Below are 13,239 nucleotides of genomic sequence, written 5' to 3' on the forward strand. Positions count from 1 at the left end.
CCTCAAGAAAGGGTAAAGAGAAGGGTTGGAAATTAACCTATGCCGTAATGTTCAAGCTTTTTGCGTAAGGTGCTGCGGCTGAGACCGAGGATAATCGCGGCTTTGCTTTGATTGTAATCGCAGTGTTTCAGCGTGGTTTCCAGTAGGGGTCTTTCCACCTCTGCTAAAACCAAATGGTATAAACCGCTGGAATCGTGCCCGTTTAGGTGGGTGAAATAGTCTTCGACGCAATGACGGACATGGTCAGACAGCGTTTGCTCGCTGCCGGTGACTTTATGAGTAAGATGTTTTCCCATCTAGGCGGTCTCGTGGTGTCAGCAAATTGAAAGAGGCGTTGACGAGCGCGAGTTGCCGCGCAGCGTGTTGGGCTTGGTTAATTGCAGTCTTTTGGTCGGCAGGCAGAGTGCCGAGATGATCGAAATACCAGCCGATGTGCTTGCGGGCGATTCTAACACCACTGTCGTTGCCATAAAAACTGTATAAATTTTCCAGGTGCCGGTTGATAACGGCTTTGATGTCGGTCAAGCTAAGTGGTGAATATGTCGTGTTGCTGAGATGGGCGACTAGGTCATTAAATATCCAGGGTTTGCCTTGCGCCGCTCGCCCTATCATCACCGCGTCGGCTCCCGTATATGCCAATACCTCACTGGCTTTAGCGGGGCTATCGATATCGCCGTTTGCGATAATCGGAATACTGATACTTTGTTTGACCTGTTTGATGGTGTCGTACTCAGCATGTCCGGAAAATTTACAGGCTCGGCTGCGCCCGTGGATGGTGAGCGCTTGAATGCCGCAGTTCTCAGCAATTTTGGCGATGCTTGGCGCGTTTCTATTAGCTAAGTCCCAGCCCGTACGAATCTTGAGGGTTACCGGGATTTCCACGGCATTGATTACCGCGTCTAAAATTTTAGCCACTAATGACTCATTTTTCATTAGCGCTGAACCCGCCGCCACCGAGCACACTTTTTTTGCCGGGCAGCCCATGTTAATGTCGATAATCTGGGCGCCTCGGTCCTGATTCAATTTGGCCGCTTCAGCCATTTGCCGAGGGTCGGTACCCAAAATTTGCACCGAGCGCAGGCTAATGTCGCCGTTGTAATCGAGCTTTTTCAGGGTGCGCGGGTGGTGCTGCAAGCTGCGATTTGAAATCACCATTTCCGACACAGTGAGGCCCGCTCCAAATTCGCTGCAGATTTGCCGAAACGGCGCGTCTGTAATGCCCGCCATAGGCGCTAGTAATACTGGGTTGGGAAGTTCGTAAGGGCCAATTCGCATGAAAAGCCAAGCTAGTCGAAAAAGGCGGCAAATGATACCCGAAAACGCGCGGATTAACGATGGCTGAAAGAAAGTTCTTGAAAATCGTTGTTAGCGTTGATTTGGGAGTAAGTCCTGAGTATTAGTTTGGCGTTTAAATCTCCTGTGACCATTATCGCCGCGAAATCCACGGATGAAGTAGAAGCGTAAGCAATCGGCGAGATTTCCGGATTTGTTGAAGAGGATTGCATCGTTTGCCCGCGATGAAGTAGTCTTGGCCGAACAATTATGGAGTTAGATTCAATGGATAAACAAAGCTCAAATACTGTTTGGCATCATGCCACCGTAACACGTAGCCGCCGAGAGATTTTAAACGGGCACAAATCGGCCATTCTGTGGTTTACCGGTTTATCCGGGGCAGGCAAGTCAACTTTGGCTCATGCCGTCGAGGAGCGGTTGTACCAATTAAAGTGTCGAACGTTTGTGTTGGATGGCGATAACGTTCGCCAAGGCTTATGTGGCGATCTGGGGTTTAGTCATCAAGACCGGCAGGAGAATATCCGTAGAATTGCCGAAGTCGCCAAATTAATGCTGGAGGCCGGTACGATAGCGTTAACTGCCTTTATTTCGCCCTTCCGGGCTGAACGGCAATATGCGCGAAATTTGGTACCGCACGGCGATTTTATTGAAATTTACTGCAACTGCGATTTGTCCGTGTGTGAACAGCGGGATGTAAAAGGTCTATATAAAAAAGCGCGGCAAGGCGATATTAAGCTATTCACCGGCATATCTTCTCCTTATGAAGTGCCGGAAAACCCCGAGATGATAGTAGGTACCGGAACGTATGAGTTGGAAGCCTGTGTAGACCAAGTCATGAGCATGCTCGAGCAGCGCGGTGTTATCGCCTCTACTAAAAGCGAAATGTAAAGTGAATATCGACGTATTTAATGGCGATGCAGATGGTATTTGTGCGTTGCTACAGTTGCGATTGGCTTTTCCCAAGGAGTCTGTGCTTGTTACTGGGGTCAAGCGCGACATTGGTTTATTAAGTCGAGTTTGCGCTGAGGCAGGCGATCAGATAGTTGTGCTCGACATCTCTCTGGATAAGAATCGCGTACCGCTATGCGAGCTTCTTAATAAAGGTGTCAGTATTTTTTACATGGATCACCATTATTCAGGTGAAATTCCAGTTCACCAAGGTCTGACCTCTTTGATAAGCACTGATGCCAACGTTTGCACAAGTTTATTGATGAATATTTATTTGAAGCAACGCTTTGCCGAATGGGCTGTGACAGGGGCTTTTGGCGATAATTTGGATGCTTCGGCAAGAGAAGCCGCTAAGTTACTTAATTTAACGGCCCAAGAATTGCTTCAACTACAGCAACTGGGAATCGCTATCAATTACAACGCTTACGGTACGAGTATCGATGATCTATATTTTGCTCCGGATGAGCTCTATAGGCAGCTGGAAGGTTTTATATCGCCGTTTGACTTTATCCGGGATAAGGCGGAAATTTGTCAGCAATTATTTAATGGTTATAACGAGGATATGAGTCTAGCGGCGCAAGTTGATGCTGAATATCAGACCGACAGTATCTCGGTAGTTATTTTGCCTGATGAAAAGTGGGCAAGGCGGGTATCTGGTGTATGGGGAAATCAACTGGCTAATCAATATCCGGATAGGGCTCATGCAATCGTTAGCAACAATCAAAGAGGAGGCTATCAAATTAGCGTTAGAGCCCCGATAAATAATAAAGTTGGTGCCGATGTGTTATGTGCCTTATTTTCGGGTGGCGGCCGTAAGGCTGCGGCAGGTATTAATCATATTCCATACCAGCAGTTGACCAATTTTGTAGCGGCTTTTCAAAGCCAATATCAATGAGCCAAGTTTTTTGTGAAAAATAGCTTATTAATTGCTTGTGTTGTTTATACGATTTTTGTCGTTTACGGCAGTTTGGTGCCATGGCAATTTAATAGTATTTCGTTAAGCGATGCTTGGTTTCGTTTTCAGAATATTGAATATTTGACCCTGGGTATTGCGTCAAGAGCAGATTGGGTTGCCAATATTCTGCTATTTATACCGCTTGCCTTTCTTTGGCTGGGTACGCTTTCCCTAAAGCAACAATTTGTTGGTAGGTGTGTGTCATCAGTTTTTGTATTGATAGTCAGTTTTTTGCTTTGTTCGACTATCGAATTTACTCAGTTATTTTTTCCTCCCAGAACGGTGTCGTTAAACGACATAATAGCCGAAACTTTGGGAGCCGCCATTGGTGTTTTTGCTTGGTGGGTTTTTGGTGAAAGATTTGCCAATTGGTTTGAAAATTGGCAAATAAATAAAACCAATTCAGTCCCCTATTTGCAAATCTATTTGGGGTGTATGTTTTTTTACAGCGTCATGCCGCTGGATTTAACCCTAAGTCCTGTTGAGTTTTATCATAAATGGCATGAAGGGCGCGTTATTCTACTGCCATTTTATGGGTTAAAGGGAGAAGCTTTTCGAGATATATATGACTGCTTGTCTGATGTCATATTATGGATGCCAATTCCTTGGCTATGGTATAAGCTGAAACCTTTGAGTAAAGTTGATCTATTAAAAAGAGTTTTTTTCTCGGCAACTATAATTGAGTTTTTTCAGCTGTTTGTATATAGCAGGGTTACCGATGTTACGGATATTTTGCTTGCGTTGGTGGGTGGTTTTATTGGCGTGCAATTGATAACGTTAGGTTCAAATGGGCTTGCTTTGGTCGGAAGTGCTAGTGATTTGAAAAGTTATCATAGGTTCACTGTTTTGTATGCGTGTTTAGCGTATTTTTTATGGGTATTAGTTGTAGGATTTGTATTTTTGTACCCTTATGATTTTGAGTGGAGTTATATAAGACTTTCAACTTGGAGTGATAAGTTTCTTAGAGTGCCTTTTTATGCATATTATTATGGTACCGAATATAGGGCTATTACAGAGGTTTTTCATAAAATTTTATTTTTTATGCCTTTTGGTTTGATAGGGTATTCTTTTCAGTATTTTAATAGTCGCAATCAAGCAAGTATCATTATTTTGGCTGTAATAGTGATGACGGCTCTGAGTATTGAATTTGCACAATTGTTTTTGCCAAATAAAAATGTTGATATAACAGATGTTATTTTAGAATCTTTTGGAGGGTATCTCGGTTATTCGGTGGTCAGAGCTGCTGCAACTTAATAGACTTGCTTTGCCGGAGCCTAAAAACAAGCTGGGAAATGAGGTTTTGTTTGCGATTTCAAGGGGGCAGGCTAATTTTGCTGAAGGCTCGGCTTCCGTGAGTCGTCCAAGAAATATTACGAGCTATACAAGTGGGATTCCCCTATTTTTGCTGGCAGTGGGGTCTGTATTTGTGACTTTGGGTGTGCTGATATTTGTCAGTGGCTCTGAGGCTATGCCTTACAATGTGAGGGAGTTATTTTCGAAAGAATACCGAATCATCAGTGCTTTAGGCATAGCTGTATTGATTTATTGGTGCTTTGCATATCCGCTATTCTCTTTGATGAATATTTCGAAAAACGGTAGGGGAGAAGTTTTTTTTTATGCTCGTTTTTTAGCGGTACATACTCTGATAGCGTGGATGTTGGTAAGGGTTATTGTTCCCCTTGAAAGTATACATGATGTGTTGGGCTCTCCAATTTTGAGTATCCCCGCAGAGCTAGAGCTAGCGTTGCGGTTTTTAGGTTTGTTTGGTGTATATTCATTAATCGCATTGACAGCCACTCATGCGGCGCTTTTTTGGGTGGTTTCAACTCGGCAGTTGGTGCGGCTTTTCGTTTTAGGCTTCTTTTGGATATTATCGTTACTGCCGTTTGGGTATTGGGTCGTGGTTATTGAAGCTGCGACGGACAATCTAACAGAGTTAATGATCAATAGTGGCTATTCTTTCGCGGTCATCTGTATTGGTATTTATTTTTTTCTGGTCGTCTGGCTAGGTTCGTCCATTTTATTTTTAACGGTTTTTAATAATCGGCGCATTATTGTTGTAGGATTTTTATTTATAATTTCTTTTCCATTAGGCTATCAGTTGTTAAGTTGGGGGACGGAGCAGTTTATTCTAAAGTATGATGCTGTTTTTTCGGCTATGCAATTTTTGCTAAGTACTGATAGAAGTCATTTAATTTCAGGCGATATATTAATGGCGCGTTTTTTTGTGGCGCACTTTGGACTGGTTTTATTGGTTTTTATGGCTCAAGCCCCGCTGTGTATGATTTTTCGTAAAGTGGTTACGTCAAAATATTCAGCGAAACCCATGTGAAGTACTTAGTGGTGTTTTAGTTTTTATTATGTTTTTTAAATTGATACGTATTTATGCTCTTGGGTAGTCTTGCATGATATTTAGAGGTTTTCCATTCGCAATTGTGCTGACGGCATTATTGAGCATGTTCTTTACTAATGTGGTTGCGATGGGTGTCCAGGCTGAGCTTGTCGTAGATGATGTTAAAGTGAGAGACGACAAGGAGAAGCTTCAAACAACTCCAGATGGTGTTAAAGATATTCTAAGTTCGGTTGATCTTAAAAAGGATATTGCTAAAATTCATAATCATGAAATAGCGGTGCAAAATATCAGAGCCAAGGTTTCTCTGGACGAATTCGCTGTTGATGATTCTTCGGTCTCACGACCTATATTTCGACAGCAGGAAAACATTAATAAACCTGCGCAATTTTCCTTCTTTGTTCCAGATTTTTCTGATGCCGATTTGGTTAGAGGGATGGGTGGCTATAATTACTCCGATGATGTATTTTTCTCTAAAAAACTCCTGGACGAACTACGGGATAGTCTTGGGGAAGGAATATATAGCAAATTAGTTTGGACCTATTACGATCTTAAAGACCTTGACAGCAGAATATATGCGAGCATGGTCGGGTATGATTTAAGTGGAAGTAATTTGTTGGGAAAATTACAACAATTCATTGGGGTGGATGAGAATCTGAATGCTATGATAGTTTTCAAGAGCAGTATTGGGATAACTGCTAAACCTGAGAGTGCTGATGATAGGAAAAATCAAGATTCTGGCAGAAATTCTAAGGTTATACTTGACTTCTCTCAACGTAATTTCGCCAGAAAAGAAGATGTCGATACTGGACGATTTCAATATATTTTAAGGTACTTGACTATAAAAAATATTATATACGGTTTATTGGGGGTGATGGGGTTTGGTTCGGTTTGGAGGATGTTCAGATTTTTTGTTAAGCAAGATCTAAATTGATTGCTAGTGCGTTCTTGCCCATAAAGAAAGTATTGTCACTCATTAGTCAATTCGGGGGGGGCTTGGGTAACAGGAAAATGATGTGTCAAAACCTTTCCGAACACACAACTAAGGATCCCGCCAAAAATAACTTCCTGAAATGAGTTGGTTTGAGGAATAGCCCGATAGTTCCAGCGCGGTAGATGTTCGTCGAAAACGATCCGCATGTTTTCAATGAAATCTGCAGCGCATTTTTTCCCGATCTCGTAGACAGTTGTCAAAATATCCACAGTCACTTTCAATCCCGTGGATGTCTTCGCCTTGGCCATCAATTGCTTGGCAATGTCGACCGTATGAAACACCACGCCCTGGCAGGCGCGAGTGATGTGCGGAAACAGGCGATGTTCAATTGGGTTGTGTTTTGAGCAATAAGGCGGATAGTGCGCGATTCGAATAGCCAGTCCCAAACCATCGGCCAAGGCCTGCAGAGCTTCCTTGAATACATGGCGATTGGCGGCATTGCCGCCGCCGCCATCACAGAGGATTAATACGCGGCGGACGTTGGGATAATGGTGTTGGCCATGTTGCTGCCACCAGCGTGCGATGCTGTCGCAACATAATTCGCTGGTATCGTGGCTCATATTGAGGTGCATAGTGCCTTCATTCCGGGCTACATCATAGATGCCATGCGGAATGAGTTTGCCTTGGCTGGCGCTGGGAAAGTCGTGATCCAAGGTTTCGACGGGTATTTGCGTATGGGTATGACCTTCGCGGGCAAAGTCGCCGATCAGTTCTTTCTTTTTGGTATCGATGCTGATCACGGGATCGCCGGCGGTCAGATATTCCGCTTTGAGTCGCGCTATGTTTTCAACTTGGGCATTGCGGTCGGGATGGGCGCCCATCGACTTTTTCTTGCGTGCCTTGCGCTGGCCCAAGCCCTGTTGCTTCAGCAGTTTACGCACCGTTAGCCGACTGGCCGGTGTGCCCATTTCCCGTAACCGACGACTGATCTCGCAGCGCGATAGATTGGTCCACAACACGCCTTCCCGCATCGGATCGCCAGCGGTGAATTCTGCCAGTAGCGCCAAAAAGTTAACCAGCAGTTGCGGTTGCCGTTCAAGTGCCGTTTTCCGCCCCGCACCTTTTTTTCGGACCCGATCCGATGCCGGATCATCGTTCAGGTCTAATTCCACAAGCCCACGGCGAACTGTCTTCGGGTCAATGCCGAATAACGTCGAAATATACTCTGTGCCACCATGCCTCAGTTTGGCCGCTTCTATACCGGCATAGCGACGCCTATCTTTCTCGGACAAGGTGGTAAAGAGTCGCTGCATTTTGATTTCTATCGCGGGTTCGTAGCCAGTCACTTTTTCATCTTCCACGGTTCGAGTCGTTGTATTCTCCATTACAAATCCAGTTAGGGACAGTATCAATACAGGGAAGTTATTTTTGGCGAAATCCTAAGCAGCTTTGAGCTGCAATTCGTAGTCAGCGGGCGACAGGTAACCATTGAGAGAGATAGTCAAATCTGGTGTACACCAGATTTGACTATCTCCCACAAAAATCCATATGGCCATTGATGCCTGCGGGTTGCCTATTCATTTCTCGGTCACCAGTGGCGAGCTCCATCACTGCAAGGAAGCGCCGGAATTAGTAGCTAAACTGCCTTTGGCTCACTACACGGTCGTTGACAAAAGCTACAACGGTGAACCCTTACGGATTCAGATTCGCGAGAAAGGGCGTGTCCCTATCATTCCTCGAAAACAGTATTCAACCGTTGGGAATGACGGAATGGATGGGCGCCTCTATAAATACCGCCACCTCGTTGAAAATGTCTTTGCAAGACTGAAGCATTTCAGAGTCATCGCTCGCGATATGACAAATTGAAACGCAATTTTGACAGCCTTGTCGCTTTGGCATGCGCTTTTATTTTATTACCTATGTAAAACGGCAACAGCCCCTAATCAATTAACCTTATTTTTTTGCATATATCCCACCATATAAGTTATCCCTATAGGTAATATACCAAAGCGCTGTAAACCGATATCCCATTTATAATAGGGAGCAGAAATTGAATTAACCATGGTTTTTAGTTCTTCAGGTGTATATGTGCGTAGGCATGAAACGATGCCATCAAACATTACTATAAAGGGAATCAAAGGGACTATATAAGTATAAAATACTCTATTCCAACGCCATGGGCGAATAAATGGAGTATTAAGCCAAACCAAAAAAGGCGTAAGCAGCATATAAAGCAACAGCAAAGGATGGCGTTGTGTGCTTTCAAAAATTGCAATGCCGGTTTTTGCATCTACAGCGTCTCGCAAAACGGCTTTAGCCTCCTCAGGTTTCAAATGATGAAATGATGAAAAAAAAGTGCGAAAACCTTTTATCTCTCTGGGTACCTGCGTCGCATTTATTGACTCGGTACAGAAAACGATACCGATATTTTGTGTATGCGCTGCTCGAAAGGCGTCCAAGTTTGGGTACAAATCGGTCAGCGTAACAGATAAAATTCGGTTATCGGACTGTTGAAGTACATCTTTCCACAGTGATAACCAAGGACCTGCACCACCTGAGCAAAGATCAACAATCAAATTTTGTCCACTTTGATCTAAAGCCTTGACCAAGCGCTGAGTGATGGGCTGATATAAATGGTAAGACTGAACAATGTGTTGTAAGAAATCGGTCACGCCATCTCGCAATACTTTTGGGCACCAGTGTTGATCTTCAATTTCAAAAAAATGGATCCGGTTCATCGTGGTTTGCTCTCAAATAAAAATGCCCTCCGTAGAGGGCATATTACAATTGATAAATCTAATTGGCAGTTTGCAGGCTTACGCTACTACGCGATTCTCTATGAAAGACTCATGCATTCACATTATGCAAGCTTCCTTCTTAAATTTTTTCAAGAATAATGCCGACCGTTTTCTATTAAGAATAAAAGCCGGCATTTAAAAGCAGATTTAGATTGAACGTTTTTTTCTAGCGGAAAAAGCCAACATGCCTAAACCTAACAGCGACAAAGAACCTGGTTCAGGAATTGTAGCGCTGGCACCAAGGTCTCCAGAGCCAGTCGAGTAATAAGTTGTAACGCCTCCAGATGTTGATGTGACTGTGTTTCCGGCTAATATGCTGGAGCCCCATGAAAAATCGGCAAATTCGCCAGTAGTTGGTACAAGCTTGGTATTTGTATCAAAAATATCAGTTCCCAAACCGGCGAGCAACAAATCAAAGAATGCGGTACCGCCGCCGCCGCCCAAAACGTTTATAGTGCCCAGGAAAGTATCTCCGATAGCATTCAGGTCTTTTCCTAAAATAGTCATCCACACAGTGCCGTCTTCTGCTGAAGCTTGATTGGTAGGATCATAGGCTGTTAGGTTGTCAAGATAGAATGTGATAACGCCCCCGGTAAATAATGTATCACCTGGAATATTTATTTGGTTTGTGGTGTAGTCAGTTGTAACGGAATAGGTTAATTGACCACCAGGAAAAACATCGTAAGCAATATTGTTAAATCCTGTTACCTCGCCCCAAGCAGTAAATGAACCTGAGCCATCAGCGTTTTTTGTGACTATTTGCGCGAAACTGCCACTATCGAATTCGGTGATAGTTTCAGGCGTTATAACGCCATCGATACTTGCTGCGTTAGCCGCGAAACCTGCGCTGACAAGACTCAGAGCAGCAATGCTCCGTATAACATTAAATTTTTTCATGACTATTCCTTAAAGGGTTATAAAAAAGTTAGCGATCAGTATCCCAGATGTAGATCTTTTGCAAACCAAAATGAATTGCAGTATTTCAATATGCACATAAGTGCAATGTCTCATAATTTTGTGAAGGCGAACTTCACTTTCAGATTCGATCATGAAGACAAACTTCAAATAAAAAACAGCAGAAATTGTGCCAAAATAATAAGCTGTTGTTTTATATATAATTTATAAGCCGGCTGCAATGGCTTGTTTGATTGGTTGTAAAGTTATCTGACACTTTACCAGGGTTAGGATTCGCACTTTTTTGCTTTTAATCAGTCTTTCGCCGATTCTGGGTTGAAAATGAATGACGGGCTAGAAAATTCATAACAAAGACTGGCAGTGAAAGCCTGTCCATGCAAATTTCTGGGAAGGGCGCCGTCGGGAGAAATAGTCAAATCTGGTGTACAGACGAACTGAATCAGGCGGCGATGTAATGGTCAACAAAACCCGGACACCAAATCAGGCAGATTTTTTATAGAATTCCCGCTCAAAGTCGATTGGGGATTGACAACCCAATGTTGAGTGCGATCGCCGGCCATTGTAAAAAGCCAAATAATCGATCACGCTCAGTTTCGCCGCTTCTTGGGTTTTGAATTTTTCGTAGTTGAGCTGTTCGTACTTTAAACTGCGAAAAAAGCGTTCGGTTGGGGAATTATCCCAGCAATTGCCTTTTCGGCTCATACTCTGCTCCATCTTCATGACGGTCAAATGTTGACGATATTCTCGGCTCGCATATTGGCTACCTCAATCGGAATGATGCAATAAGCCGGGCGGAGGCTTACGCCGCCACTTGTGCCCTGTGGGTAGAAGGCCATTTGCAAGGCATTGACGCAAAGCGATGTGCGCATGTGATCGTCAATCGCCCAGCCAACGACTTGGCGGGAAAAGAGATCAATGATGTATTAGCTCAGACCTGATCTGACAGTTACCGTTTTTGCGGGGTGTCTGTCAGATTAGATTTGGTTCAGATTTTTTTGAGCCCAAATCTGTTTTCCATCCAGCAAGGTATCCATCGGCGTTCTGCCGTTGCACATTTTGCCCTGATGAGTTCGGTCATTGTTGTAATAAACCAGCCATTCGTCCAGATCTTTTTGGAGTTCATCCAGGTCGCTATAGAGCTTTTTGCGGAACGTGACCTGATAGAACTCCTGCAAGATGGTCTTGTGGAAGCGTTCGCAAATCCCATTGGTTTGCGGCGACATGGCCTTGGTTTTGGTATGGTCGATGTCGTTGATCGCCAGGTATAGCTGATAATCATGCTGTTCGACCTTGCCACAATATTCTGTGCCGCGATCCGTCAGAATGCGTAGAACGGGTAATGCGTTGGCTTCGTAGAACGGCAATACTTTGTCATTCAGGATATCCGCTGCGGTAATGGGCGTTTTGGTTGTATACAACTTGCAGTGTGCGACTTTGCTATAAGTGTCCACGTAAGTCTGCTGGTATATCCGCCCAACCCCTTTGAGGTTGCCGACGTAAAAAGTATCCTGCGAACCCAGGTAACCGGGATGGGCTGTTTCGATTTCGCCGCAGGCTTGATCATCCTGCTGCTTTTTCTCCAACGCCGCAATCTGCGCATCGCTCAGCATTAACCCTTCGGCGGCTACCTTGGCTTCCAGTGCTTTAAGCCTCTTTTTAAAGTTCTCCAGGTCATGCCGTAACCAGATGGAGCGAACGCCGCTGCCGGATACGAATACTCCTTGTTTACGCAGTTCATTACTGGTTCGATGCTGTCCATGCGCTGGCCACTCAACCGCATAGGCTTTCACTGCCAGCTCAATGCTTTCATCGACGCGATTCTTCAGATTCGGAGACCGGCGGTTTTTGTCGATTAAGGCATCGATACCACCTTCAGCTACCAGCTCTTGATAACGATAAAACGTATCGCGCGAGACACCCATCACCTTGCAGGCTCTGGAGACGTTATTCAGTTCTTGGGCTAAATTTAACAGCCCCGCTTTGTGTTTAATGATCGGATTGTTTGTATGGATCATGAGAGTTACCTTTTGTGTTTTGTGTAAGGATTCGACACCCCTATCAAAACCGGTAACTCTCATCTTTTCAAGTCGATGTGTCAGATCAAGTCGTGACTAATACACGTAAAGCCAACCCTGCAGCGTCCACACATAGGTGATATCGGTCGTCCACACCTGATTAGGCTTGGCTACTTGAAATTGCCGATCCAATCGATTGGGTGAAATAGCCTCATTGTGGTTGCTGTCGGTCGTCGCTTTAAATCGCTTGGGATAACGTACCTGCAATCTCAAGTCTCGCATGAGTCGCCGGGTTTTAAAGCGACCCGCAGCAAATCCCTGTTTTTGCAAGCGATCGGCTAGGCGACGCGAACCAAAGCACTGCTTATTGTCGACAAAAATCTGCCTGGCTGTTTCGGCCATTTTTCGATCTTGTTGCTCTTTATCAACGTCTTTCGGGGCTTTTAACCAATCGTAATAGGCGCTGGTACTCTCCTGCATCACTCGACACAGTACGGTCACTGGATACGTCTTCTCTTGCTCTCGAATAAACCCGTACTTTACTTGTGCCCTGTGGGTATTCGGCTTCTTTCGCAAAGAAGACGGCCGCCTTTTTTAATATTTCGCGCTCCATCCGCAACTGTTCATTTTCCTTGCGCAAGCGAATCAATTCGTCATGCTCTCCCAAGTTTACACTGTTTTTTTTCATCGTCGCGTCACTCGCCGAGGGCTTGCGTTCCGCCCGAACCCAGCGCCGCATCGCACTTAGCGATACGCCCAAATGATCGGCTGCTTGTTGCTGACTATAGCCTTTCTCCAAAACTAGCTTGGCGGCATCTTGCCTGAATTCCAAACTATATTTGGGTCGGTTGTGTTGTTTTTCGTTTGTCATGCTTACCTCTAATAACAGTATAAAGTCTGCTTTTAGAAGTGTCCGGCTTCATTAAACCATTTCAGATTTAGTTATAACTCGGGCGCCGTGTCCATCATTCTTATCAAACAACACTCAACTTTGGGGAATGATCACGTCGATGGAGTCTCGACGGGTTTGG

Annotated in this window: 15 protein-coding genes and 1 pseudogene; 6 read left to right on the plus strand and 10 right to left on the minus strand. The window is 44.5% G+C overall.

Annotated elements, in window-relative coordinates; translation table 11 throughout:
* Nucleotides 1-32 precede the first annotated feature (32 nt).
* The gene (locus tag ACH5Y9_RS01650) at nucleotides 33-296 is read right to left on the minus strand and encodes a helix-turn-helix domain-containing protein (RefSeq protein WP_445368281.1); all 264 of its coding nucleotides are present in this window, start codon (nucleotides 294-296) and stop codon (nucleotides 33-35) included.
* Complete coding sequence (gene dusB / locus ACH5Y9_RS01655) at nucleotides 274-1,275, minus strand: tRNA dihydrouridine synthase DusB (protein ID WP_445368282.1); 1,002 nt, start codon at nucleotides 1,273-1,275, stop codon at nucleotides 274-276. Before dusB ends, ACH5Y9_RS01650 begins: the two co-directional genes overlap by 23 nt.
* A 282-nt stretch (nucleotides 1,276-1,557) precedes the next feature.
* Here dusB and cysC point away from each other — a divergent pair, with 282 nt between their 5' ends.
* The 5 genes from cysC to ACH5Y9_RS01680 all read left to right on the plus strand — a co-directional run bounded on the left by cysC (nucleotide 1,558) and on the right by ACH5Y9_RS01680 (nucleotide 6,480).
* Nucleotides 1,558-2,181 carry an adenylyl-sulfate kinase gene (gene cysC / locus ACH5Y9_RS01660; RefSeq protein WP_445368283.1) on the plus strand — a complete coding sequence of 208 codons (624 nt, stop codon included), beginning with the start codon at nucleotides 1,558-1,560 and terminating at the stop codon, nucleotides 2,179-2,181.
* A gap of 1 nt (nucleotide 2,182) precedes the next feature.
* Nucleotides 2,183-3,136, plus strand: coding sequence for a DHH family phosphoesterase (locus tag ACH5Y9_RS01665; protein WP_445368284.1), 954 nt, complete (start codon nucleotides 2,183-2,185; stop codon nucleotides 3,134-3,136).
* Nucleotides 3,137-3,148: 12 nt separating this feature from the next.
* Nucleotides 3,149-4,450 (plus strand): VanZ family protein, encoded by a 1,302-nt coding sequence (locus ACH5Y9_RS01670; RefSeq protein WP_445368285.1) that lies wholly within the window; start codon nucleotides 3,149-3,151, stop codon nucleotides 4,448-4,450.
* Between the two features lie 10 nt (nucleotides 4,451-4,460).
* Nucleotides 4,461-5,528, plus strand: coding sequence for a hypothetical protein (locus tag ACH5Y9_RS01675; protein WP_445368286.1), 1,068 nt, complete (start codon nucleotides 4,461-4,463; stop codon nucleotides 5,526-5,528).
* A gap of 73 nt (nucleotides 5,529-5,601) precedes the next feature.
* Nucleotides 5,602-6,480: a hypothetical protein gene (locus ACH5Y9_RS01680; RefSeq protein ID WP_445368287.1), complete on the plus strand. Its 879-nt coding sequence runs from the start codon at nucleotides 5,602-5,604 to the stop codon at nucleotides 6,478-6,480.
* A 35-nt stretch (nucleotides 6,481-6,515) separates the two neighbouring features.
* Here ACH5Y9_RS01680 and ACH5Y9_RS01685 read toward each other — a convergent pair whose 3' ends face one another.
* A complete protein-coding gene (locus tag ACH5Y9_RS01685; RefSeq protein WP_445368288.1) occupies nucleotides 6,516-7,865 on the minus strand; it encodes an ISAzo13 family transposase in 1,350 nt (449 codons plus the stop codon).
* A gap of 151 nt (nucleotides 7,866-8,016) precedes the next feature.
* Between ACH5Y9_RS01685 and ACH5Y9_RS01690 the strand changes: the two are divergent.
* Nucleotides 8,017-8,405 (plus strand): annotated as a pseudogene (locus tag ACH5Y9_RS01690) (IS5 family transposase); the annotation flags it as partial.
* 18 nt (nucleotides 8,406-8,423) lie between these two features.
* Here ACH5Y9_RS01690 and ACH5Y9_RS01695 read toward each other — a convergent pair.
* The 7 genes from ACH5Y9_RS01695 to ACH5Y9_RS01725 form a co-directional block, all read right to left on the minus strand.
* Nucleotides 8,424-9,218, minus strand: a complete 795-nt coding sequence (locus tag ACH5Y9_RS01695) for a hypothetical protein (protein ID WP_445368289.1) — start codon at nucleotides 9,216-9,218, stop codon at nucleotides 8,424-8,426.
* A gap of 207 nt (nucleotides 9,219-9,425) precedes the next feature.
* Nucleotides 9,426-10,175: a PEP-CTERM sorting domain-containing protein gene (locus ACH5Y9_RS01700; RefSeq protein ID WP_445368290.1), complete on the minus strand. Its 750-nt coding sequence runs from the start codon at nucleotides 10,173-10,175 to the stop codon at nucleotides 9,426-9,428.
* 498 nt (nucleotides 10,176-10,673) lie between these two features.
* The gene (locus ACH5Y9_RS01705) at nucleotides 10,674-10,913 is read right to left on the minus strand and encodes an integrase core domain-containing protein (RefSeq protein WP_445368291.1); all 240 of its coding nucleotides are present in this window, start codon (nucleotides 10,911-10,913) and stop codon (nucleotides 10,674-10,676) included.
* A gap of 5 nt (nucleotides 10,914-10,918) precedes the next feature.
* Nucleotides 10,919-11,062: a hypothetical protein gene (locus tag ACH5Y9_RS01710; protein WP_445368292.1), complete on the minus strand. Its 144-nt coding sequence runs from the start codon at nucleotides 11,060-11,062 to the stop codon at nucleotides 10,919-10,921.
* Nucleotides 11,063-11,167: 105 nt separating this feature from the next.
* Entirely contained in the window at nucleotides 11,168-12,208 is a 1,041-nt protein-coding gene (locus ACH5Y9_RS01715) for an IS481 family transposase (RefSeq protein WP_445367679.1), read from the minus strand.
* A 96-nt stretch (nucleotides 12,209-12,304) separates the two neighbouring features.
* Nucleotides 12,305-12,688, minus strand: coding sequence for an IS3 family transposase (locus ACH5Y9_RS01720; protein ID WP_445368293.1), 384 nt, complete (start codon nucleotides 12,686-12,688; stop codon nucleotides 12,305-12,307).
* Nucleotides 12,633-13,079 (minus strand): transposase, encoded by a 447-nt coding sequence (locus ACH5Y9_RS01725; protein WP_445368294.1) that lies wholly within the window; start codon nucleotides 13,077-13,079, stop codon nucleotides 12,633-12,635. The genes ACH5Y9_RS01720 and ACH5Y9_RS01725 overlap by 56 nt, the downstream gene beginning before the upstream one ends.
* Nucleotides 13,080-13,239: the final 160 nt, after the last annotated feature.

The organism is Methylomonas sp. BW4-1, from assembly GCF_052474385.1.